We start from the raw sequence: 22,244 nt of genomic DNA, 5'->3' as shown, positions 1-22,244 counted from the left end.
AAATGAAACAAAATCATAACCTAATCAAAAAATCCCAGAAAACCGCCATAATCTAATCTAAACATTCCTACCCCAAAATAAAAACAGGCCCGAAGGCCTGTTCACGTGAAGCTCAGAGGTTGCGGAACCTTCTTACAGCATGTCTTCTGTTGGCCCTTCGGACAGAACTCCCTCCCATTTGGCAGATACTGCCGCCGCGTAACCATTGCCCAGAACATTGGTAGCGGTACGCAACATATCCAGAAAATGATCAATGCCCAGAATGAGCGCTATCCCCGCCTCGGGGAGGCCAAACTGGGGAAGTACGGCAACAAGTGTCACCAAAGAGGCGCGCGGCACACCCGCTATGCCTTTACTGCTCAGCATCATGACCAGCACCATAAGAGCCTGCTGCGTCCATGGTAGATGAATGCCATACGCCTGAGCGATAAACATGGCCCCAAAAGACTGGAACAGAATGGAGCCATCAAGGTTAAAGCTATACCCCAAAGGCAGTACAAACCCCGCAATCCGGGACGGCACACCAAAATTTTCCAGCCGTTCCAGCAGGAGTGGGTAAACTGATTCACTACTTGCCGTAGCAAACCCGAGAATAACAGGCTGGACCAGTTCCTTGATCAGCTCTTTGATTCTGGGGCCAATGACACAAAAGGCAATGAAGGTCAGCACAGTCCACAAACACATGATTGTGCCATAGAACTGGAAGAGGAAGCGCCCGAAATGCATCATCATTTCAGGGCCGCTATGGGCCAGACTCCCCATAATAGACCCAAAAACAGCTATGGGCGCCAAAACCATGACCATATCGGTCATGCGCAGCATGATGCTTGCCAGTTCCTCTGCCCAGGCGAGCATGGTTTTACCTGCCTTGCCTGCAGCTGGGAGAGAAACCCCGAACAGAACCGAGAAGACGACAATCTGGAGAATGTCATTCCGCGACATGGCATCGAGAATACTCGTGGGCACGATGTGCAGGACAAAATCAACCGGCTGAAAAGAATGACGTAACGAAGCAATATCCGCAGGCAGCGGAGCGGAAAAACCGGCACCCGGCTGCAAGATGTTTGCTGCAAGCAGACCAATGGTCAGGGAGATAAAGGACATGCCCAAAAACCAGAGGATGACTTTACCGCCGACACGCAGCACAAGTGTGTCATCCCCCAGCTTGCCAATACCACTGACCAGCGTGGCAAACACAAGCGGTGCTATGACCATACGAATCAGCCGGAGGAACAGCCCTGTCAGCAAGGTGGTAATCTGTTCCGCCATACCAATATAGGCTGGCGCCCAGACATGCACGGACAGCCCGCACACAACGCCCAAAACGAGAGCAACAAGGATGGCGTATGTCCGCCGTCTGGTATTTCCGAACTGCGTGGCACTGGCCATCAGCGTGATTCCTCTCCCACTTTGGTTTGAAACTTTTGTGACTAAAGACGCCCCTAATAGGAAAGACTGATCCGATCGTCAAAAATCGTGGCCAAAGCCCCCTGATCTGCTACCTCATGCTGCCGTTAAAATCGGGGTTTGTCACAAAGTTTCGGCATTGCCCTTTTGCGCTTTCCATGACATGTCATTTTCTTCACTTTCCAGACGTCTGGCAGTTCTGTTCATGTCCTTTTTTCGCACCGGTCTTGTATCCCTTATCATGGCCTCGGCTTTAGCCGGTCAGGCCATGGCCAAAACAGCGTGCGATACCGCGTCTGATGGGCAGATTGAAGTTTCCATGCACGAGGTTGGCGCCGCCATAGGCTATATGTGGGGCCATGGCACGCTAACATATGGTGGCCAGCGTTACCCTATTTCTGTCAAGGGTGGCGGTGCGCTCGCTCTTGGTGGTGCAAAACTTACGGGTACCGCCTGCGTGACGAACCTGTCCCGACTGGTGGATTTTGAGGGGACATACTGGACAGTCGGCGGCGATATAGCAGCCGGAAGCGGCCCCGCAGGCATTGTTATGGAAAATGCCAAAGGGGTCGACATCTCATTCTCTGGCCATGCCAAGGGTGTGCATCTTTCAGGCCAGATTTCACGTCTGTATTTCAAGATCGACGCATTCTGAACAATCTAGCGGCTCTGCGAGAACAGCCTTCCAAACCTCATGATAAAAAAGGCCTGCGGACACTCCCGCAGGCCTTTTTTTATTATATCTCAGCTGAAACATCAGACGTCAGAATGCCCATGTCGCGTCACAGCTGAACCAGAACATGTTGTTTGTTCCGTTGTTAACGACCGGATTATCAACGGTTCCTGCCTGATTGAACGGATGAGTTCCGTTAAGGGATTTGTCCAGTCGCACTTCAGGGCGAATAATAAAGCCGCCCAGAGCAAGTTTTTTGTTAATGAATTCAGGCTTGTACGTCACACCCACCGTAAGCTCACCATATGTTGTAGGGGGTGCAACGTAATAGGGGTACGGCTTATTACTGATCGCCTGCGTAAAGGAATTGAAGCTCGAATATTCGGCAATAATCCCGCCCGTATTGTCACGAAAAATTTCGCCACGGGCATTCAGCGTTAACCACGGATGGAAAGCATATGAAAAATAGGTGCTGACCCCATAAGCATCCTCCCGCAGACCATCATCATGCAGATAGGTCCCGTTAACGGAAACCGTCATTTTATCATTCACATGATAGGTCGCCATGATGTCACCATTATACTGCATCAGGTGATTGGCGGCCTTGCCCAGGCCTGAACTGACCCAGCCCTCGGCAGACGTAATACTTGGACCATTGTTCCCTTGCGGGCCAAAATGGCCGATTGCATGCACATCGAGCTTACCGTCGAGCAGTTTGTTCCATGCAAACCCAAAGTACCCCTTGGGTTTATTGTTGTTGCCCGATGCGCCAAATGTTGTGGAGTTCCCTGCATCTATACCCAAAATCCAGTCCATGTGGCGGGTCAGGTGCATGGTGGCGAGTATGCCAACCGTCTCAAACGGCACAATGTAATCTGAGGCATAATTGAAGGTATAGAACGGACGAGCCTGTGCAGGCGTACCTTCCGCCCCCATAATCCCGTACATCTGCCCGATCTGCACATCGATCCCGCGTTTGAAAATCCATGGTAGGTGCGCATCAATATGTGCCTGTGTCGGAACCCACTGGTACAACCCGTGCAATGACCCTGACCCCATACCAATTGTGGGGTCAAAGCGACCATCCGAGCCATACATGGCCTCAAACACAAACCCCAGCCCATAACCCTTGCCTACCGCCGTAACAGGGTGGGAGATGGAGCCCATAATCTGGTTCAACGTAGCTGTGTTGGCCCGGTCTGTATAATACTGGGCAAAGTTGCGGCCAGAGCGCGTCCATGGGTTGCCTGTCACACCCGCTTCCACCGACACATGGGCCTCCAGTCCCTGCCAGTAAGTTGGCGCCTGCCCCGCTTTGGGGTGAAACAGATTGCCCACTGTGGGCTTCATCGCATCATCTTCATTATTCACAGCCGCAGGGACTTCCTCCCCATCAGATGGCGTGCCTGCCGCTTTTTCCGCCTCCGGTGGAGCGCTCATGGGAGCACTCACAATCTGAGCCGAGCTGAGCGGGGCAGAAGAAACACCGGCTTCTGCTGCATACGCAAAAGAGGAAAGCAATGCGCCAGAAGAGACGCATGCAGCCAGAATAAAACTAAAGTCATGGACAAAGTTTTTACGCATTACATCAATTCCTACCGAGGAAGAAAAAATAACAACCGAATTGGAACTTATTATTTTTTAAACCGGCTCATAAAAAATACCGAACACACCACCATTATTGAAGAATAGATGATAAATATTTCGATATTGTAATAAATTACAACCGCAAGAGCAATCATGGCGGCACCAAGAGCAAAGCCGGGCAGCACGGGGTAAAGCGGCGCTTTATAGCTCCGTTCAAGCGCAGGTTCTGTCCGGCGCAGGCGGAACAGGCTGATCATGCTCAGCATATACATGGTCAGAGCGCCAAAAACGGACATGGTGACGAGTGTTGCTGTCAGGGACTGCCCCTGAATGCTCACCAGATCGTCCGAGAAGATGGCGGCAATACCAATGGCCCCACCCGCCAGAGTAGCCACATACGGCGTTTTAAACCGTGGATGCAGGCGTCCCAGCACTCCCGGTAAAAATCCTGCACGTGCCAGAGCAAACATCTGGCGTGCATAACCCATGATAATACCGTGCAGAGATGCAACCAGCCCAAACAGTCCAAGCCAGACAAGCATGTGCAGCCAACCGCTATGCGCCCCCACAACTTGCTTCATAGCCTGCGGCAGCGGGTCATTCAGGTTGGACAGGGTATGCCAGTCCCCAACACCACCGGCAAACAGCATGACGCCAAAAGCAAGCGAGACAAGGGTAAGGATACCGGCAATATAGGCAATGGGAATGGAACGCCGTGGTTCACGCGCTTCTTCCGCGGCCATGGCAACGCCTTCCACCGCAAGAAAAAACCAGATGGCAAAAGGCATTGCCGCCAGAATACCGCCCAGCGCCTGCCAGCCAAAATGTGGTGCTGCCCCCCAGCCATCGGCCAGAAAATGATCCCACGAAAAGGCTGGCGCGACCACACCCATAAACACCAGAAGTTCAACAATGGCAGCAATGGTAATGAACAGCTCAAATGTTGCAGCAATATGCACGCCCACAATATTGAGTGTCATGAACACCAGATAAGCCCCCAAAGCCGCAACCTTGGGCGAAAGAGCCGGAAACTGCACGTTCAGATAGGCACCAATGGCCAGCGCAATAGCGGGAGGCGCAAAAATAAACTCGATCAGCGTGGCCAGACCGGCAATAAGCCCACCCCAGCGCCCGAGTGCCCGAAAGCTATAGGCAAATGGCCCACCCGCATGCGGGATGGAGCATGTCAGCTCCGTAAAACTGAAGATGAACGCAGTGTACATCAGCGCCACAAAAACAGTGGCGACCAAAAAGCCAAGCGTTCCGGCGGTTCCCCACCCGTAGCTCCAGCCAAAATACTCGCCCGAAATGACAAGCCCGACGGCAATCCCCCACAAATGGAAGGCACCGAGAGACTGGCTGAGCTTGGTCCCGCTGCTCTCACTCATGCGTCTGTGTCCTTATCATGTAAAGATGGTGTGTATTTGCTTAACACCTTGTCTGGTGCAGCATCTTTAAGACCGACACCTGTAAGCCCAAGCCGGTTTGCCTCATGCATCAGCCACGCCAGCTTGGCGGCTCCGGCAGGTATCGTCATGCCGTGCGCATGAATATTGGACAGACAGTTCCTCAGGGAATCAGGGCAACCGACATACGGCGCGTATGTCAGGTAAATACCCAGACTGTCTGCAACACTCAGGCCCGGTCGTTCGCCAATCATCATCACGACCATTCTGGCCCCCATGGCCTGAGCAATTTCATCCCCCAAAGCGACGCGGCTTTGTGTTGCAATGACCAAAGGTGCAATGCGCCAGCCCGGCAGAAGGGGTTGCATGGCCATAAAAAACGGAACGGCGTTTGTCTGCGTAGCAATGGAGGAAAGGCCGTCCGCTGCCACAAACACAACGTCCCACGCCCCCTTGCGCAGCTGGTGCAAGGACTGCTCGCCTAGCCTGCGCCCCAGATCCGGGCGGCGCAGATATGTGGCCCGGTCTGTGGCGCGGCTGTGCACATGCAGGCACTCCGCGCCATGCAGTTGCCGTTCCATATCCTGCACATTCAGCGGGGTATGCACCGCGTCACGCGCCTGTGCATGCGCTGCCTGAAAAGCCAGAACATCGGTCGTGCGTTGCGCGTTGCCACTGCGACCCAGCCCAATACGGGCACGGGTGAGTGCGCGCAACGGGTGCCACTCATCCGCCATGACGCGGGAGGGAACAACGGGTTTGCCTTGCTCTGTCATGCTGCGGACACCAGCTTTGCCAAAGGCGTCTGCCCCAGTTCTAGCGGGCGCATCTGGTTGGCATGCGGGTCATATAGGCCCATACGCTCTAGCCATGCCGCAAATTCAGGGGCAGGCTTTGCACCCAGCGCGTGACGCAGGGTTAGAATATCGTGGAATGACAGGCTCTGATAATTGAGCATGATATCATCCGCACCCGGCACACCAATCAGGAAGGTAATGCCCGCAACACCAAGCAGGGTCATCAGGTTGTCCATGTCATCCTGATCGACTTCGGCATGGTTGGTGTAGCAGGCGTCACACCCCATGGGCACACCCATGAGCTTGGCGCAGAAATGGTCCTCCAGCCCCGCGCGGATAACCTGCTTGCCATCGTACAGATATTCCGGGCCAATAAAGCCGACCACAGTGTTGACCAACAGGGGGTCAAAAGCCCGCGCAACAGCGTAGGCCCGCGCCTCCACTGTCTGCTGGTCAATGCCGTGGTGCGCACCTGCGGACAGAGCGGCCCCCTGCCCTGTCTCAAAATACATGACGTTCTGCCCGACTGTGCCGCGCCCCAAGGCCAGAGCCGCCTGATGCGCCTCGCGCAGTATGGCGAGGTTGACGCCAAAACCCTCATTCGCCTTTTGCGTACCGGCAACGGACTGAAAGACGAGGTCAACCGCGCCACCACGGTTCATAATTTCAAGCGTGTTGGTGACGTGTGTGAGCACGCAGGTCTGGGTTGGAATATTGTAAAGCTGCCGGGCGTGGTCGAGCATGTCCAGCAAAGCCAGACCATTGGCCACGCTATCCGTTGCCGGATTAATGCCGATAACCGCATCCCCCATGCCATAAAGCAGGCCATCCAGCGTGGAGGCCGCAATGCCTTTAAGGTCATCCGTCGGGTGGTTGGGTTGCAGGCGAGAAGACAGGCAGCCAGATAAACCAATGGTGTTGCGGAATTTGGTCACAACCCGGACCTTGCGCGCAACGCTCATCAAATCCTGATTACGCATGAGCTTGCTTACGGCGGCAGCCATTTCTGGCGTAATACCGGGGGCGATCCGGGCAAGGCTTGGTGTGTCCGCCTGATGCGAGAGTAGCCAGTCACGGAACTCTCCAACAGTCATATGCGCTATAGGTGCAAAAGCTGTATGGTCGTGTGTGTCCACAATCAGGCGCGTGACTTCGTCTTCCTCATAAGGAACAAGGTCGGTCTCGACAAAACTGCGTAGCGGCACATCGGCCAGCGCATAACGGGCAGCCATTCTTTGCGCATCAGACTGGGCAGCCAGCCCTGCAAGCTGGTCGCCCGAACGTAAGGGAGAGGCAACGGCAAGGAGGGTTTTAATATCCCGAAAATGGTAGCTTTCCCCACCCAGTGTGTGACGATATCCCATTGGTCCAAGCCTCCCGCGCCTACACGGCACACTCCTGTTGCGGGCGCTGAAAAAACGCTCCCGCAACTTGGTTCGATACCGTTACAATAACAGCATCACATGTGTTCGGGCTTGACTGGAGGGAACAATTTATTGACCATTCAAAACAAAATGCACCCTTACATAGACGTATTCTGCCATGTCTGACCCGATGCACAGCCCGACATCTGGTGTGCTGGCCGCCGCCGCAACCGGTGTTGAAGAGTTCATTACCTCCCGCGGAGGCGATGTTGAGCGGATAGCGGGGCGTTCCGGCCTGTCCACCGGCCAGTTTGCCCTGCCGACCGACCGGCTTGACCTGACCGCTTACTGCCGCCTGTTTGAAGAAGCCGCGCACGAGACGCATGACGGTAATCTGGGCCTGTGGTTTGGCCAGCAGTTCCAGCCAGAAATGCTGGGGCTTGTCGGCTATATTGCCCTGCTGTCCGCCACGGCGGAGGAGGCTGTGCGCAATCTGGCCAGCCATTTTGGGTACCATCAGGGCAACACGCACACGCGGGTTATTGAACAGGGCAACGGACTGCTCCGGCTGGAATACACCATTCTGGACCCCAGTATTACCCGGCGCAGGCAGGATGCGGAGCTGACCATGGGAATGTTCTGCAATATTCTGCGCCACGCCATGGGGCCACACTGGGTGCCTGAAACCGTGATGTTCGAGCACCAGCGCCCAGAGCAGGCGCATGAACATACAGAAGCTTTTCAGGCCGACATCCGCTTTGACCAGAGCACCAATGCCCTGCTTTTCCGCCGCTCCGGGCTGGAGCGCCCGATGCCCAAAGCCAACGCTGCCATGCTGGACATCATGCGCGCGTCACTGATCTCCCTCTCCCGCACCCATCAGGGGAATGGGCAGGTGGCCTCTGCTCCACCGCTCAAGGAACAGATTACCACCATCATCCGTGCCGGGCTGGCGGAACGCTGCTGCACACTCTCCGACATTGCCCAGCGCATGAACATGCCCGCATGGACCCTCCAGCGCAGACTCGCACAGTTCGACCTCTCCTTTGGCACATTGCTGGAGGAGGTGCGCTATGCCGAAGCATGCCGCTACCTCAGCCAACCCGGCACGGATATGGGAGAAATTGCTCTAGCTCTGGGCTATACCGAGACAAGCGCGTTCAGCCGTGCTTTTCGCAAATGGAGTGGTGCCTCCCCCCGCGCATGGCGGGAACAACACCCCTGCAAACCCCCGTCTTCTGGCCCATCATAGGGCTTTACTGACCCGCGCGTATGCGTGAGTCCTTTTTTTCATATTTGCATCTCCTGTACATAATATGAGACATGGACAGGGTATGACGCAGCCCCCTTCCCCCCTCCGCCGTGGCTGGACCACGGGCAGTTGCGCAACGGCAGCAGCCAAGGCTGCATGGCTGGTACTGCAAGGCCATGAACCCCCGGCCAGTGTGTGGATTACCCTGCCCTCGGGTAAGGAGGTGGCGTTCAGTCTCTGCCAGTTCAGCGGCACACCAGACGCCCCATGCGCTGCGGTCATAAAAGATGCCGGAGATGACCCTGACATCACCCACGGCGCCATGATCCGCTGCACGGTGCGCGCACTTGCCGCTGGCTCTGGCATTGTCTTCCGGGCGGGGCCGGGGGTTGGCACCATCACACGTCCGGGACTGCCCTTACCGCCGGGGGAACCCGCCATTAACCCCACCCCACGCGCCATGATCCGCACAGCCCTGACGCAAGCCAACAACGCCATACCACCAGATGCGGAAGTCACAATCAGCATTGATAACGGTCAGGAACTGGCACAACACACGCTCAATGGGCGTTTGGGCATTGTGGAGGGGCTGTCCATTCTGGGCACAACGGGCATTGTTATGCCGTTCTCCTGCTCCGCGTGGATAGAAAGTATTCACCGTGGCGTGGATGTGGCGCGGGCGGAAAAATTACCCCATATTCTGGCAGCTACTGGCAATGTCTCCGAAAAAGCGGGGCAGGCTCTCTACGGCCTGCCTGACATGGCCTTGATTGAAATGGGGGATTTTGCAGGCGGGCTGCTCAAATACCTGCGCCACCACCCTGTGCCCCGCCTGAGTATTGCGGGGGGCATTGCCAAAATGACCAAGCTGGGTCAGGGCTGTCTGGACCTGCACTCCAGCCGCAGTCAGGCAGATATGCCCGCTCTGGCCGACCTTGCAGCACAGCATGGCGCGCCCCACGGCCTGCCGGAACAGATAAAAACCTCCCCCACGGTTGCCGAGGCTTTTTTGCTCGCTGCGTCCCACACATACCCATTGGGGAGCCTGATTGCTCACAAGGCATGGGAGGTCGCGCAGCACACCCTCAGTCCCGCCCCAACACAGCTGGATGTGCTCGTCTTTGACCGCGCAGGCAGGCTTGTGGGCAAAGCAGACGGGCCTTTTGCCCTTTAGCTACGGAAGCGGCGGCGATAATCGGGGTCATACAGAGCGCTCTCACGCCCGACCATGCCAGCAAGAGCAGGGCCGACCAGCACCAGCGCAGTCCGCTCGATCGGATTAAGCTCCAGTTCTTTTTCAATGCTTTCCAGCGTGCCGCGCAGTACCATCTGGTCCGGCCATGATGCGCGAGCAACAATGGCTACGGGGCATTGTGCGCCATAAAAGGGGGTCAGTTCCGCCACAATACGGCTCAGGGCATGCACGGCCAGATGAATGGCCAGTGTTGTACCTGTGGCGGCAAAGGTTTCCAGCTTTTCACGCTCAGGCATGGCAGATGCACGGCCATTCATACGGGTCAGCACAAGGCTCTGCGCCACGCCGGGGACTGTCAACTCCCGCCCCAGAACGGAGGCCGCAGCAGCAAAAGCGGGCACGCCCGGGGTCATGGTCCATGGAATGGCATTGCGCTCAAGCCTGCGCACCTGCTCGGCCACAGCACTGTAAATGGACAGATCACCCGAATGCAGGCGCGCAACATCCTGCCCGGCGTTATGTGCCCGCACATACTCGGCCTCGATCTCGTCCAAAGACATGGGCGCCGTATCCACAAGTCGCGCATCTTCCGGGCAATACTGGAGCATGTCGGGCGGAACAATCGAGCCTGCATAAAGGCAGACCGGGCAGGAGGCCAGAAGGTCACGCCCCCGGATGGTCAACAGATCCGCAGCGCCGGGGCCTGCTCCAATAAAATGAACCGTCACGTCCTATCTCCTCGTGCCACCGCACAGGTTACACCACATAATATCTGGCGCGGCAGGCACAACTGCGCGCCCTCCCCCGCACCGGCAAGAGCACATGCCTCCGCCACAGATGCAACCCCCACATACCGCATAACAGTAGCGGACGCTGTATGGCAGCCCGGCTGCACCTGCTGGAGCTGCGCGCGCCCGATCCACAGCAGTTCCGCCCCCCATGTCCGCGCAAGCAGGTGAGGCATATCATCCCCGCGCTTAAAATCGGGGACGGCAATATAATCAGGTGCTTGCACCCCTACCATGCACAAGCTGCGCGCAAGCAGTTCCTGCGCAGACCCAGCCAGTGCGGTGCTGCGCCAGCCCATGCCAACAACAATCATGCTTTATCTGGCTTGCTGGCCACCCATTGCGTCACCGTCATGGCTGGACGAAACGCATGGAACCCCCCAACCGCGTCCAGCCGGGCTATGGAAAGGCGCGTCAGCCGCCCCCCCCACTCCCGCACAGCCTGTAGCAGACGGTTTTCGGTTTCCACCACAACGGCATTGACCACCATACGCCCCCCCGGACGAAGTGCTGCCCATGCCTGTTCCAGCACACCCGGCCTGCTGGCTCCGCCACCAACAAAAATGGCGTCTGGCATGTCCAGACCATCCAGCCCCTGCGGCGCACGCGCCTGCACCACCAGTAGATCAGGCACACCCAGCGCCTGCGCATTGCGCATAATGCGGGCTGCACGCTCTGCCACGCTCTCAATCGTTATCGCCCGACACTCAGGTGCAGCAAGCATCCACTCAATGGAAACAGACCCCGCACCACCGCCAATGTCCCACAGCAGTTCCCCTGTCCGTGGTGCAAGGGCCGACAGGGTTACCGCCCTTATGTCCTGGCGGGTAAGCTGCCCATCGTGCTCAAAACAACTATCGGGCAGACCGGCACATCGGGGCAGGCACAGCGCGCTTAAATTGGCGGGGACCTCCAGCGCAAGCAGGTTCAAGGCCCCCACATCGGGCGGGGGGCCGTCCTCAGCCACAAAACTACGGCACCGCTCGTTTGCACCACCGAGTGCCTCCAGCACATGGCACCGTACCGCACCAAGCCCCAAACCCACCAGCCATTCTGCCAGAAGGCGGGGGGAAGTGGCATCAGCCGACAAAACGAGCAACCGCGCCTGAGGCTGCAAAAATGGGCGAACCCGCTCTACAGGCCTGCCGCACACGGACACGACGTGGCACTGCTCACGCGCCCAGCCAAGCCGCGCACACGCCAGTGCGACGGATGATACGCCCGGCAAACACAGCATCTCCCCCACACCAAGGCTACGGGCCAGCACACCGCCAACACCGTAAAAAAACGGGTCCCCCGATGCCAGCACAACCACTTGCCGCCCACGCAGGGCCAGCACCTGCCTTACGCCCTCGCTGAACGGTGTTGGCCATGCCGTGCATATGCCTTGTGGCAGGGTGGCTACCAACGCCAGATGTCGCGTGCCACCAAACACATACTCTGCCTGCGCAATCAGATCTCTGGCGGTGCCACTCAGGCCGCTCAGACCATCCTCCCCCACCCCGATCACGCTCAACCATGGAGCCGGGTTATGCATGTTCCGCTCAGGCATTACATCCTCTTTTCAATACAAAACCCCCGTGCTTGCCCCGGCTGTGAGTGTGCGGGTATAGGCTGGATGGCACACTCCGGCACCAAGGTTTTTCCATGCCCTCTGTATCCGCCTATAGTGCGACAACCACTCCCCCACCTGCGCGCCCCCGCGTTCTGGTGCTGGGCGGCACAACAGAAGCCAGCACCCTGTGCCGGCGGCTGACAGGCACAGACCCTGTGTGCCATGCCGTACTGTCCCTTGCCGGTGCAACCAGCCAGCCGCATCTGCCGGATATGGCAACCCGCGTAGGCGGTTTTGGTGGCGTGGAAGGGCTGCTTCACTGGCTCCACCAAAACAACATTGCCGCTGTTGTGGACGCTACCCACCCCTTTGCCGCTCAAATGAGCCTCCACGCCGCCGTAGCCTGTGCCAGAGCCGGTGTTCCCCTGTTGCGACTGGAGCGCCCGGGCTGGATGGCAACGCCACAGGACCAATGGCAGATGGTCCCCAGCATAGCAGATGCCGCCCGGATTCTGGCCCATGCCAGCAAGTGGAACAGTAAGCCTCAGTCCGTGTTCCTGACCACTGGCCGCAAGGAGACCCGGCCTTTTCTCGCAGCACCACAGCACCACTACCTGTTCCGCTCCATTGAGCAGCCCGATCCGGCCGACCTGCCGCCCGATACGCGGGTAATCCTTGCCCGTGGACCATTTGACCTGAATAGCGAGCTGGACTTGATGCAGGAGCAAAAAGTGACCGTGCTGGTGACCAAAAACTCCGGGGGAACTGCCACCCACGCCAAGCTGGAAGCGGCCCGCATTATGGGCATACCCGTTATTATGATCGCACGCCCAACCCCACAGAACACGCCACACGCCCCGAATGTGACGCAGGCTGTGGCGTGGCTGCGAGGTCAATGTGCGTCTTCCACCTTGCGTGCGGTGTAAAGCCACGGCTCTTCGCCTGTGGGGCGGGTGAGCACGCGGGTTGCTGGGCAACCAATCAGCACAAGCGTGCTCATGTCCGCCCACTCAGCATTGGCCTGCGCTATGGTGGAGAGCCGGACAGCCTCATCCGGCCGGCCTATGGCACGGGCAAAGGCTACAGGCTCGTCCCCGCGCATGGTCTGGCGTAAATGCTCAAAGGCAGCTCCTAGCTGCCATGGCCGCGCATGCGAGCGCGGGTTGTATAAGGCGATTACAAAACCCGCCTGTGCCGCCAGCCGCAAACGCTCCAGCACAACCGGCCAGGGTTTGAGGTTATCGGACAGGGAGATCACACAAAAATCACCCCCGAGCGGCGCACCAAGCCGCGCGGATGCTGCGAGCACTGCGCTGACGCCGGGAATAACCTGAATATCCAGCGTTCGCCATATCTGCGGGCCGTTCTCTACTGCCTCGAACACAGCGCTCGCCATGCCAAACACCCCGGCATCCCCGCCCGAAACCACAGCAACATGCCGCCCGTTCAGGGCCAGTTCCAGCGCATGGCGTGCGCGCGCTATTTCCTCCCGGTTATCCGATATGTGGCGCACCACTTCCGGGCCTGCCTCCACCCGCCTGACATATGGCGCATACCCGACAAGATCGGTCGCACGGGCCAGTGCCTCCTGCGCCTGTGGGGTCAACTGCTGGGGGTTACCCGGCCCAAGGCCCACAATAACAACAGAGCCACTACTCATCGTACGCGCTTCCTTCCGGGCAGGAGCACAAGGGAAAAATAGGGCGCTGTTCCCTCCTGCTCAGCCAGCGGGGTTATGGCCTGCGCCCCCTGTGTGCCACGCTCAACATACATGGCATCCTCCATACGCCCGCTTTGGGCCACTGCCTTGCGCACATGCGGCATGTTACGCCCGATCTTCATGATCACAGCGGCATCAGCCCGGTCCAGCCAACCTGCCAGTTCAGCCTCAGGCAAGGTCGCCGGGAGCACACACAGCACGTCATCTCCATGAGTCATGGGGGTCAGGGCCTGACTCCAGCATCCATTCATGGCCATAATGCCGGGGACCACCTGCGTGTGACAGCGTGCGTGCAGGCGGTCAAACACATACATGGCAGAGCCATACAAGAACGGGTCGCCCTCACACAGCAGCACAACATCGCGCCCGACCGTCAGCTCGGCGGCTATGCGCTCGGCACTCTGGTCATAAAAAGCCGACATGTTCTGGTGGTAGGCCGGGTTATTGACCGAAACCTCCGTGGTGAACGGGTAGACAAGCGGCAACTCCTCGGCACCGGGGCCAATATGGGCCTGCGCTATGGTCCGAGCCTGACTGGGGTGTTTTTCACGGCAGAAATATGCCACCACCGGCGCCGCCCCGATCAGGCGTGCGCCCCGCAGGGTCAGCAATTCCGGGTCGCCCGGCCCCACGCCAACTATACTGAGTGTTCCCGCCATTATTCGACCTCGGTCGCAAGGGCGTTCAGGGCCGCGGCGGCCATGGCGCTGCCTCCCAAACGACCATGAACAACCAGCCAAGGCACATCATGCCTTTTGGTGAGTGCCTCCTTGGATTCTGCGGCCCCCACAAAACCGACCGGCACCCCCACTACGGCTGCCGGGCGAGGTGCCCCCGCATCCAGCATTTCCAGCAGATGGAACAGAGCTGTGGGCGCATTGCCTATGGCCACAACAGCCCCTCCAAGCCTGTCCCCCCAAAAATCAAGCGCAGCCGCCGAGCGTGTGTTCCCAATAGCCAGAGCCTGCTCCGGCGTGCGCGGGTCACGCAGAGTACAGATCACATCGTTATCAGCTGGCAGGCGCGTCCGGGTTACGCCACGGGCCACCATTTCCGCATCACACAGAATGGCGCATCCACCGCGCAGGGCCTGCCGCGCGCGCGGCACCAGATCGTCCGTCATGGCCACGGACTGGGCAACACCAACCATGCCGCAGGCATGAATAATCCGCACAACCACGGCAGCCTGTTCCAGAGTAAAGGCGCTCAGGTCTGCCTCTGCCCGGATTGTGGCAAAAGACCGCTGATAGATGGCCGCCCCATCCCGAATATACTCATAGGCCGGCATCCACCGCTCCTTCGTGTTTGAATGACTCAAATGCTTTATAAACAGCCTGTTCGTTGGCGAACAGGCTTTCCACACGCCCTGAGGCCGTACCATTACGCACAAGCCCGTACCCCTGAGCGCCGGCGACAACAGTAAAATCGGCAGCAGTAGGATGCGCGCATCCCTTGCGGCAGCCTGAAACATGCAAGGTGCCCCCATGCGGCAACAAAGGAGCCAGATTGCGCGCCAGCCCCTCAGTCTCCCCCCCGGCCTGCGCACAGGCTCCAGCCCCACTACAGGCCCATGTCCGTAACAGGGCGGAGGCCGGGTCCGTGACCATGCCAGCCACCGCAGGCACCTCCGCCATGCCGCCCAGAACAATGCTATGCCAAGGCGTCAGGCGTAGAATGCCATCACCCTGTGTTGCAGCAACCTGTGCGCAGTCACGCAGCATGGCAGCGGTCATGCAACCCAGCGGAACGGACAGGGCAACCAGTCCATGCCCGAGTGACCCGACAAGGCTATAACCACCCAGCTCAGGGCCTGCACTCATGGGGGCCGCGTGACCTTGCAGCCCCAGAATGTGGAATAACCTCTCCCCAACGTCTGGGTCGCGTTGTGGCCGCGCACTTTGATGAGAGGTTACAAACGCCTCTGCCAGCCCGACTGCCTGCCTGACCGCCACAGCATAAGGAGCGGGTTGCGTGCACGAGGCACCACAGATAACGGACCACTGCCCGCCTTCCCTCGCGCGTACTGTGATATCCGCCTGCAACAGGCCTGATGCATAAAGCCCACCACCATCCACAGCAAAACCAAATTTGCCCGGTAGGGCCGACAGGGCCGCAGCGCCAATCAGAGCATTACGCAGGGCCTCTGCACAGGCATGTGTGTCTGGCGCACACGCGGGGTCATCCCCCGCCAGAGGTGATACGAGCATGGCCTGCCGCCGCTCCATACCCGCATCGGACAGGCCAAGACCTGCCGCAACCGCAATATCGGGGAACCGGCGGGCAGCAGCGGCCCCAAACCCGCGCAGTTGCAGACTGGCTCTGTTGGTCAGCCCGATGCGGCCATTACCCTGCTGTTGCGCGACATCAGCCAACAAAAAAGCCTGAGCGGCCTCCAGCCGCCCCAGTCTGGGCCTTACGCGCACCAGCCAGCCATCCGCTGCCTCCATGGGCGCAAAAAGACCAGGGCACCACCCTTTGACTTCCGGCTGTGCAAAACTGCCATACATCCCGGTTACTCCCGTCTGCTTGGCCACCTCTGGCCCGTGGGCTGCCCCCGAACGCCTGCCCGGACTTTGTGGTGCTCCACAAAAAACGACAAAAGCGACAGACACACCGCATGCCAACAACATGATGGAACAGGAGCATGTGCCAGAAAAATACGGGCAAGCTGCCCTGCTCCACCCCATAGCACACCGGGCCGGGGCTGACCTGCGACCGTGTTAGGCCGGTGCGAGCAGACTTGTCAAAGCAGGCAATGGCACAGCAGACATCCACTTTTATGCGGTTTCGCTCAGCTTCCTCTTGCATCCAAGACAAAATCCTGCTTGCAGCATGAACCATGAAGGCTTCATTCGAGCGAACCAGTTGGTTTCCCATCATGCTCCGGCTGGAAGGGGCGCGTGTTCTTGTGGCTGGCGGCGGCAATGTCGCGGCCAACAAGGTGCAGCTTCTTGTACCGACGGGTGCATTGGTGGACATCCTCGCCCCCACACTCTCCCCCGAGCTTGAACGTCTTGTAACAGACGGCAAGGCACGCGCGATCCGCGAGGATGCCTCGGTCAAAACGCTGACATCTCTGTTGCCCGGCTGCCGCATGGTTTATCTGGCCACCAGCAACCGCGCACTCAATGCTGAACTGAGCGCGCTGTGCCAGAGCATGAACATTCCTGTCTGCGCGGTAGATGACCCGGAAGTGTCCAGCTTTATTACCCCCGCCATGAGCACACGGGGCGCTGTGCAGATTGCGGTCTCCACCGGTGGGGCCGCCCCGGTTCTGGCACGCAGATTGCGTGCAAAAATAGAAGAAATCATGCCCGCAGGCCTACACAGGCTAGCCGCATTTATGCAGCACAGCCGCACGGCCCTGCGCACACAGGTGCCCGATTCCGCCTTGCGCCGGCGCATATGGGAGCATTTTCTGGACGGTACGGGCGGCCCTTTGGCCATGTCGGGCGATACACAGGCCGCCCAACTCGAACTTGACCGTATTGTGCGCGAAGACCAGCGCAGAACGGGGGAAGTCTGGCTGGTTGGCGCAGGCCCGGGCGACCCCGACCTGCTGACACTGGCAGCCCTGAGACTGATGCAGGATGCGGATAGCGTTCTGTACGACAATCTGGTGGGGCCGGATATCCTCAATTTTGTACGCCGTGATGCCGAGCGTGTCTTTGTTGGCAAACAGACCAACAACCACACCCTGCCGCAGGACGGCATTAACGCCGAACTGATCCGCCGCGCCAGAGACGGGGAACGCGTACTGCGGCTTAAAGGCGGCGATCCCTTTATTTTTGGTCGCGGAGGGGAGGAAATAGAAGCGCTGGTAGATGCGGGTATCCCTTTTCGCATTATTCCCGGCATTTCTGCCGCCAATGGCTGCGCGGCCTATGCGGGCATACCGCTCACGCACCGCGACTGTGCACAGGCCTGCCTGTTTATTACGGGGCATGCCCGGGCTGATGGCACCCTGAATCTGGCGTGGGAGACCATAGCCCTCCGCAGCCAGACCATTGTTATTTACATGGGGCTAACGCTCATCCACCAACTCTGCGCCAGACTGGTCGAACATGGCTTGCCAGCAGACTGGCCCGCTGCTGTGGTGGAACGGGGCACATTGCCACAGCAGCGCGTGTTCTGCGGCACACTCTCCACCCTGCCTCAGCAGGTTGCGGACAACAAGGTGAGCAGTCCGGCACTGGTCATTGTGGGGGAAGTTGTGCGGCACCGGGTCATATCTTCCCCACTCTGAGGGGGAGGATGTCGGGCTTTCAACTGCAATGCGCCTCGTGCGCATAAACAGCTTTGGCAGCCCCCCGCTCGGCAAGCTGGTCGGCACGTACACACAGGGCATCGCGTGCCGGTGGCCGCCCGAACATACGCCGGTACTCCCGACTGAACTGGGATGGGCTTTCATACCCCACTGCAAAGGCAGCTTCTGCCGCATCCACATTTTCGCTCACCATGCGCCGACGCGCCTCCTGCAGCCGTAGTTGCGTACGGTATTGCAGGGGGCTCATATTGGTCGCTGCACGAAAATGCCTGTGGAATGTGGACAGGCCCATACCGGCAACACTGGCTGCGCGCGCCACATCAAACGGTTCCGCATAATGCAGGGAAATCCAGTGAATGGCCCGGTTAATGTGGGAGAGGTTGCTGCCAGCCGTAGCAATCTGCCGGAGCGCGCACCCCTGATCCCCCTGTAAGAGCCGATAGAGCAGCTCCCGCACAATCAGGGGTTTGATAATGGGAATATCCTCCGGCTGGTCCAGCAACCGCATCAGCCGGAGCAACGGCCCCGTAATGTCCGAATTCAGCGGGCTAAGCCCCATGCCCATGATGCAGGCCTGATTGGGGTCCACCTGCGTGTCATTCACAACCAGCAGCAACTCCGCGATCAGCGCCGGGTCAAGCGCCAGACACAGCGCCAGATACGGCCGTTCGGGGGAGGCCTGTGTAATGCAGCCTGCCACGGGCAAATCGACTGCGGTGACCAGATAATGGCTGGCGTCATAATCAAACACACGGTCACGTAGCATGACCTGTTTGCTGCCTTGCACAATAACATACACGCGCGGTTCAAACACAAACGGGATCGGCTCGCTCACGACCTCCGCACGGTAGAGGGTCAGTTCTTTTATGGCGGTTGTAACCGTAGGCTGGGTGCAATGCCTGAGCACCAGATTTTGCAGCTCGGCCAGAGTCCCGGCCATGCATTCCTCCTGTTCCGCCACATCACCCTCTCTGCCCGCCAACTGCGGAAAAAACCGAACCATACGGCATGCCACCATTCCAGATATGGCAGAATAAGGCAATCAGCACGGCAAGCATCTTGCCCAAAGCGGTATAAACACCCCCCACAAGAGAGGATAAGGCAAGAAGTGAGCAGAATTGCTCTACCGCCCCCCTCCCCTTACGGCCCATCTTGGCATGACTGACCAAACAGCCAAGGAAGAGCACGCTCATGGCCTACGCTACAACCAACCCCTATACGGGCGAAGTCGTTAAAACCTTTGCAGACGCAACGGATCAGGACGTACAGAACGCTCTGGACAAGGCCTACGGCGCATTCCAGTCCTGGCGCGATGTCTCCTTTGCCGAGCGCGCCAAGGTCATGACTGCCGCAGCAAAAATCCTGCGTGACAACATGGATGACTACGCAGCCCTGCTGACGCTGGAAATGGGCAAAGTTTTTGCTGAAGCCCGCGCAGAAGTCACACTTTCGGCCGAAATTTTTGAATACTACGCCGAACACGCCGAGCGCCTGCTGGCCGCCGAACCCCTGCCGGTCAAGAACCCCGAAGAAGGTCAGGCCATACTGGTGCACGAACCGCAGGGTATCGTGTTCGCCATTGAGCCGTGGAACTTCCCCTACTACCAGATCGCACGCATCATTGCGCCCCAGCTTTCGGCAGGGAACACGGTCATTCTCAAGCACGCATCCAACGTGCCGCAGTGTGCCGCAGCCTTTGACGATCTGATGCGCAAGGCTGGCCTGCCAGACGGTGCATTCCGCAACCTGTATCTGGCCCGCCACCACACCGAAACCGTGCTGAACGACCCGCGCGTATGCGGCGTTGCCCTGACCGGCTCCGAAGGTGCTGGTGCCATTGTGGCCTCGGTCGCAGGTAAGGCGCTCAAAAAAGCAACCATGGAACTCGGTGGTTCTGACGCGTTTATCGTGCTTGATGACGCCGATCTGGAAAAAGCCGTCAAATGGGCCGTGTTTGGCCGCCACTGGAATGCCGGACAGGTTTGCGTCTCTTCCAAGCGCCTGATTGTGGCTGATGCCATTTATGACCGCTTTGTAGAGCTGTACAAAAAAGGTGTGGCCGAACTCAAAGCGGGCGACCCGATGGACCCGGCCACAACACTTGCCCCCCTCTCCTCCCAGAAAGCAGCAGACGACCTGCGCGCACAGGTGGAAGAAGCCTGCAAACTGGGTGCAAAAGCCGAGGTTATTGGTGCGCCTGTGCCCGAAAAAGGCGCTTTTTTCCAGCCTGTCCTGCTGACAAATCTGGAAAACAATGAAGCGCGCCTGTGGGAGTTCTTTGGTCCGGTGACCCAGCTTTACCGTGCAAAAGACACTGAAGATGCAATCCGCATTGCCAATGATTCGCCTTATGGTCTGGGTGGTTCCGTGTTTACACAGGACACCAAACGTGGGGTAGAAGTGGCACGCCGCATTTACACCGGCATGGTCTACATCAACCATCCGACAATGGTAAAAGCCGATCTGCCGTTTGGTGGTGTCGCCCGTTCCGGTTTTGGCCGCGAACTCATCGGGCTTGGCATCAAGGAATTCGTCAACCACAAGCTGATTGACGTGGTGGACATCGACGCGCCGTTCTAAAACTCTTTTAGAGCCGCGATTTACCTACACTCTGTGTAGAGAGACCCTGCGCAGCCTGAACCTGCCCGGACAGAATCAAAGCAAAAGATTCTATCCGGGCGGCACTCGGGCTGGGCAGGTTTTTTATGTCGTTATGGCTTTACCATGGGATCAGGCTCAGGCCCTTGGCTTGACAGCCCACACGCGGCCTGAAAAAGCAGTCCTGTCGTCTGTTAAACTAACCGTGTTGCACCCAAAGCGTAAGGGAATACCCCGCTCCCTGCCGAACCGGTATGCTGCCAGCATCCACCACCCCATGGAAAAACCAAATGCCCAAGCTACTTTACCTGATTTCCGAGGACTGGTTTTTCTGCTCGCACTTTATGGCCCGCGCTTTGGCGGCCAAGGAGGCGGGGTTTGATGTTGTGGTGCTCACACGGGTTGGCACGCACGCGCACACAATCCGCGAACGTGGCATACGGGTCATTGCATGGCCGCATGACCGCAAAAGCCTCAATCCACTGCATGAGTTAAAAAGTATTGCCAACGTCCTGCGTATTTACCGCCAGGAACGCCCGGACATTGTCCACCACATTGCCATAAAGCCCATACTCCACGGGACAATTGCCGCCCTGCTTGCAAACATACGCCATATCGTTAACGCCCCTGTGGGCATGGGGTATATTTTTTCGTCCAGCGACTGGCGCGCCCGCCTCCTACGCGGGCCGGTCAGTCTGGCATTGCGCCTCCTGCTCAACCCCCGCCGTAGTCTGGTTATTTTTGAAAACCCCGATGACCTCCGCCATCTCACGACAAATGGCACCGTGCATGCTCAGGCGGCACGGCTGATCCGTGGTGCCGGGATAGACCTGTCAGTTTTTGCTGCCACGCCTGAGCCCGATCAGGTGCCAGCGGTAGTGCTGCCTGCGCGCATGCTATGGGACAAGGGTGTGGGAGATTTTGTAACCGCTGCACAGCACCTCAAAGCTCAGGGTGTTCAGGCCCGCTTTCTGCTCGCAGGAGCGTCGGATTCATCAAGCTTTGCAGCTATTCCGGAAGATACACTCCACGCATGGGCGCAAAGCGGCGCGGTAGATTACCTTGGTTTTTGCTCCGACATGCCAGCGCTGCTGGCCCGTAGTGCAATCGTCTGCCTGCCCTCAACCTACCGGGAGGGGCTACCCAAAGTGCTGCTGGAGGCACTGGCCACAGGCCGCCCCGTTGTGACCACTGATGTGGAAGGCTGCCGGGAGACTGTTCTGCCCGATGTCAACGGTCTGCTGGTCCCTCCACGCAACCCGGGCAGACTGGCAGATGCCTTGCAAAAGCTGCTCAACAACCGGCCGCTCCGTCTGGCAATGGGCAAAGCGAGCAGGACACTGGCTGAAACCGAATTCTCACAGGAAAAAATCAATGCGGAAACCCTGAAAGTTTATGCCGATTTTCAGGATCATTAACCCTACGGCAGCATCCACGTACTCACTGGTATTCAGGGCGGACCTGCTGGCAGCACACTGGACCTGCCCGCCCCGATGCGGGTAAGAGGACAACCATGAGATGGTTTGCAACCAGCATGATCTGCCGCCTCCTTGGCCATAATTGGGGAGCGTGGACGCAGCAGCAGTCCTGGGACGGGCACGGCACGTTCGAGCACCGCAAATGCATGCGCCACGG

The 22,244-nt window shown here is 58.4% G+C and carries 20 protein-coding genes; 7 read left to right on the top strand and 13 right to left on the bottom strand.

Features of this window, described 5'->3' with window-relative positions; genetic code table 11:
* Positions 1-132: 132 nt before the first annotated feature.
* Entirely contained in the window at positions 133-1,389 is a 1,257-nt protein-coding gene (locus HK26_RS07025) for a dicarboxylate/amino acid:cation symporter (RefSeq protein ID WP_086639124.1), read from the bottom strand.
* 223 nt (positions 1,390-1,612) lie between these two features.
* On the opposite strand from HK26_RS07025, the gene HK26_RS07020 reads away from it, so the two are divergent.
* Positions 1,613-2,062: a hypothetical protein gene (locus tag HK26_RS07020; protein ID WP_086639123.1), complete on the top strand. Its 450-nt coding sequence runs from the start codon at positions 1,613-1,615 to the stop codon at positions 2,060-2,062.
* A gap of 108 nt (positions 2,063-2,170) precedes the next feature.
* Here HK26_RS07020 and HK26_RS07015 read toward each other — a convergent pair whose 3' ends face one another.
* The 4 genes from HK26_RS07015 to HK26_RS07000 form a co-directional block, all read right to left on the bottom strand.
* Positions 2,171-3,520 (bottom strand): outer membrane beta-barrel protein, encoded by a 1,350-nt coding sequence (locus HK26_RS07015; protein WP_086639136.1) that lies wholly within the window; start codon positions 3,518-3,520, stop codon positions 2,171-2,173.
* Between the two features lie 194 nt (positions 3,521-3,714).
* The gene (eat, locus tag HK26_RS07010) at positions 3,715-5,055 is read right to left on the bottom strand and encodes an ethanolamine permease (RefSeq protein WP_086639122.1); all 1,341 of its coding nucleotides are present in this window, start codon (positions 5,053-5,055) and stop codon (positions 3,715-3,717) included.
* Positions 5,052-5,849 (bottom strand): ethanolamine ammonia-lyase subunit EutC, encoded by a 798-nt coding sequence (gene eutC, locus HK26_RS07005; protein WP_086639121.1) that lies wholly within the window; start codon positions 5,847-5,849, stop codon positions 5,052-5,054. Before eutC ends, eat begins: the two co-directional genes overlap by 4 nt.
* Positions 5,846-7,234, bottom strand: coding sequence for an ethanolamine ammonia-lyase subunit EutB (locus HK26_RS07000; RefSeq protein ID WP_086639120.1), 1,389 nt, complete (start codon positions 7,232-7,234; stop codon positions 5,846-5,848). Before HK26_RS07000 ends, eutC begins: the two co-directional genes overlap by 4 nt.
* A 178-nt stretch (positions 7,235-7,412) precedes the next feature.
* Between HK26_RS07000 and qhpR the strand changes: the two genes are divergently transcribed.
* Both qhpR and HK26_RS06990 read left to right on the top strand, forming a co-directional pair.
* On the top strand, positions 7,413-8,486 hold the full coding sequence (gene qhpR, locus HK26_RS06995) for an AraC-like transcriptional regulator QhpR (RefSeq protein ID WP_086639119.1): 1,074 nt from the start codon (positions 7,413-7,415) through the stop codon (positions 8,484-8,486).
* A gap of 82 nt (positions 8,487-8,568) precedes the next feature.
* Entirely contained in the window at positions 8,569-9,660 is a 1,092-nt protein-coding gene (locus tag HK26_RS06990) for a cobalt-precorrin-5B (C(1))-methyltransferase (RefSeq protein ID WP_086639118.1), read from the top strand.
* On the opposite strand, the gene cobM is transcribed toward HK26_RS06990, so the two are convergent.
* Genes cobM through cbiE form a run of 3 tightly spaced genes read right to left on the bottom strand, consistent with a single transcriptional unit; the run spans position 9,657 to position 12,021 of the window.
* Positions 9,657-10,409, bottom strand: coding sequence for a precorrin-4 C(11)-methyltransferase (gene cobM / locus HK26_RS06985; RefSeq protein WP_086639117.1), 753 nt, complete (start codon positions 10,407-10,409; stop codon positions 9,657-9,659). The two genes, HK26_RS06990 and cobM, sit on opposite strands and share 4 nt — an antisense overlap.
* Complete coding sequence (locus tag HK26_RS06980; protein ID WP_086639116.1) at positions 10,406-10,783, bottom strand: cobalamin biosynthesis protein; 378 nt, start codon at positions 10,781-10,783, stop codon at positions 10,406-10,408. The genes cobM and HK26_RS06980 overlap by 4 nt, the downstream gene beginning before the upstream one ends.
* Complete coding sequence (gene cbiE / locus HK26_RS06975) at positions 10,780-12,021, bottom strand: precorrin-6y C5,15-methyltransferase (decarboxylating) subunit CbiE (RefSeq protein ID WP_086639115.1); 1,242 nt, start codon at positions 12,019-12,021, stop codon at positions 10,780-10,782. Before cbiE ends, HK26_RS06980 begins: the two co-directional genes overlap by 4 nt.
* 95 nt (positions 12,022-12,116) lie before the next feature.
* Between cbiE and HK26_RS06970 the strand changes: the two genes are divergently transcribed.
* Positions 12,117-12,950, top strand: a complete 834-nt coding sequence (locus tag HK26_RS06970) for a cobalt-precorrin-6A reductase (RefSeq protein ID WP_086639114.1) — start codon at positions 12,117-12,119, stop codon at positions 12,948-12,950.
* On the opposite strand, the gene cobJ is transcribed toward HK26_RS06970, so the two are convergent.
* Genes cobJ through cobG form a run of 4 tightly spaced genes read right to left on the bottom strand, consistent with a single transcriptional unit; the run spans position 12,917 to position 16,356 of the window.
* Positions 12,917-13,684, bottom strand: a complete 768-nt coding sequence (cobJ, locus tag HK26_RS06965) for a precorrin-3B C(17)-methyltransferase (RefSeq protein ID WP_086639113.1) — start codon at positions 13,682-13,684, stop codon at positions 12,917-12,919. The two genes, HK26_RS06970 and cobJ, sit on opposite strands and share 34 nt — an antisense overlap.
* Complete coding sequence (locus HK26_RS06960) at positions 13,681-14,406, bottom strand: precorrin-2 C(20)-methyltransferase (RefSeq protein WP_086639135.1); 726 nt, start codon at positions 14,404-14,406, stop codon at positions 13,681-13,683. The genes cobJ and HK26_RS06960 overlap by 4 nt, the downstream gene beginning before the upstream one ends.
* Positions 14,403-15,032, bottom strand: a complete 630-nt coding sequence (locus HK26_RS06955; protein ID WP_086639112.1) for a precorrin-8X methylmutase — start codon at positions 15,030-15,032, stop codon at positions 14,403-14,405. Before HK26_RS06955 ends, HK26_RS06960 begins: the two co-directional genes overlap by 4 nt.
* Positions 15,019-16,356 (bottom strand): precorrin-3B synthase, encoded by a 1,338-nt coding sequence (gene cobG / locus HK26_RS06950; RefSeq protein WP_257640902.1) that lies wholly within the window; start codon positions 16,354-16,356, stop codon positions 15,019-15,021. The genes HK26_RS06955 and cobG overlap by 14 nt, the downstream gene beginning before the upstream one ends.
* Before the next feature lie 227 nt (positions 16,357-16,583).
* On the opposite strand from cobG, the gene cysG reads away from it, so the two are divergent.
* Positions 16,584-17,990: a siroheme synthase CysG gene (gene cysG, locus HK26_RS06940; RefSeq protein ID WP_086639109.1), complete on the top strand. Its 1,407-nt coding sequence runs from the start codon at positions 16,584-16,586 to the stop codon at positions 17,988-17,990.
* A gap of 19 nt (positions 17,991-18,009) precedes the next feature.
* Here the strand turns inward: cysG and HK26_RS06935 are convergent, their stop codons facing one another.
* A complete protein-coding gene (locus tag HK26_RS06935; protein ID WP_257640901.1) occupies positions 18,010-19,014 on the bottom strand; it encodes an AraC family transcriptional regulator in 1,005 nt (334 codons plus the stop codon).
* 188 nt (positions 19,015-19,202) lie between these two features.
* Here HK26_RS06935 and HK26_RS06930 point away from each other — a divergent pair, with 188 nt between their 5' ends.
* Entirely contained in the window at positions 19,203-20,591 is a 1,389-nt protein-coding gene (locus tag HK26_RS06930; protein WP_086639108.1) for an NAD-dependent succinate-semialdehyde dehydrogenase, read from the top strand.
* A 308-nt stretch (positions 20,592-20,899) separates the two neighbouring features.
* A complete protein-coding gene (locus tag HK26_RS06925; protein ID WP_086639133.1) occupies positions 20,900-22,027 on the top strand; it encodes a glycosyltransferase family 4 protein in 1,128 nt (375 codons plus the stop codon).
* Positions 22,028-22,244: the final 217 nt, after the last annotated feature.

Source organism: Acetobacter okinawensis, from assembly GCF_002153655.1.
Lineage (GTDB): Bacteria > Pseudomonadota > Alphaproteobacteria > Acetobacterales > Acetobacteraceae > Acetobacter > Acetobacter okinawensis_A.
Note: the sequence above shows the minus strand (reverse complement) of the source record. Positions and strands in the feature narration are given on the sequence as shown.

Bases quoted from the DNA above. Each gene is read 5' to 3' on its own strand.
- HK26_RS07000 (WP_086639120.1), bottom strand. From the start codon at position 7,234: ATGGGATATCGTCACACACTGGGTGGGGAAAGCTACCATTTTCGGGAT.
- HK26_RS06970 (WP_086639114.1), top strand. From the start codon at position 12,117: ATGCCCTCTGTATCCGCCTATAGTGCGACAACCACTCCCCCACCTGCG.
- cysG (WP_086639109.1), top strand. From the start codon at position 16,584: ATGAAGGCTTCATTCGAGCGAACCAGTTGGTTTCCCATCATGCTCCGG.
- HK26_RS07020 (WP_086639123.1), top strand. From the start codon at position 1,613: ATGTCCTTTTTTCGCACCGGTCTTGTATCCCTTATCATGGCCTCGGCT.
- HK26_RS06930 (WP_086639108.1), top strand. From the start codon at position 19,203: ATGGCCTACGCTACAACCAACCCCTATACGGGCGAAGTCGTTAAAACC.
- eat (WP_086639122.1), bottom strand. From the start codon at position 5,055: ATGAGTGAGAGCAGCGGGACCAAGCTCAGCCAGTCTCTCGGTGCCTTC.
- HK26_RS06980 (WP_086639116.1), bottom strand. From the start codon at position 10,783: ATGATTGTTGTTGGCATGGGCTGGCGCAGCACCGCACTGGCTGGGTCT.
- HK26_RS07015 (WP_086639136.1), bottom strand. From the start codon at position 3,520: ATGAGCGCTCCACCGGAGGCGGAAAAAGCGGCAGGCACGCCATCTGAT.
- HK26_RS06935 (WP_257640901.1), bottom strand. From the start codon at position 19,014: ATGGTTCGGTTTTTTCCGCAGTTGGCGGGCAGAGAGGGTGATGTGGCG.
- HK26_RS07025 (WP_086639124.1), bottom strand. From the start codon at position 1,389: ATGGCCAGTGCCACGCAGTTCGGAAATACCAGACGGCGGACATACGCC.
- eutC (WP_086639121.1), bottom strand. From the start codon at position 5,849: ATGACAGAGCAAGGCAAACCCGTTGTTCCCTCCCGCGTCATGGCGGAT.
- qhpR (WP_086639119.1), top strand. From the start codon at position 7,413: ATGTCTGACCCGATGCACAGCCCGACATCTGGTGTGCTGGCCGCCGCC.
- HK26_RS06925 (WP_086639133.1), top strand. From the start codon at position 20,900: ATGCCCAAGCTACTTTACCTGATTTCCGAGGACTGGTTTTTCTGCTCG.
- HK26_RS06955 (WP_086639112.1), bottom strand. From the start codon at position 15,032: ATGCCGGCCTATGAGTATATTCGGGATGGGGCGGCCATCTATCAGCGG.
- cobJ (WP_086639113.1), bottom strand. From the start codon at position 13,684: ATGAGTAGTGGCTCTGTTGTTATTGTGGGCCTTGGGCCGGGTAACCCC.
- HK26_RS06990 (WP_086639118.1), top strand. From the start codon at position 8,569: ATGACGCAGCCCCCTTCCCCCCTCCGCCGTGGCTGGACCACGGGCAGT.
- cbiE (WP_086639115.1), bottom strand. From the start codon at position 12,021: ATGCCTGAGCGGAACATGCATAACCCGGCTCCATGGTTGAGCGTGATC.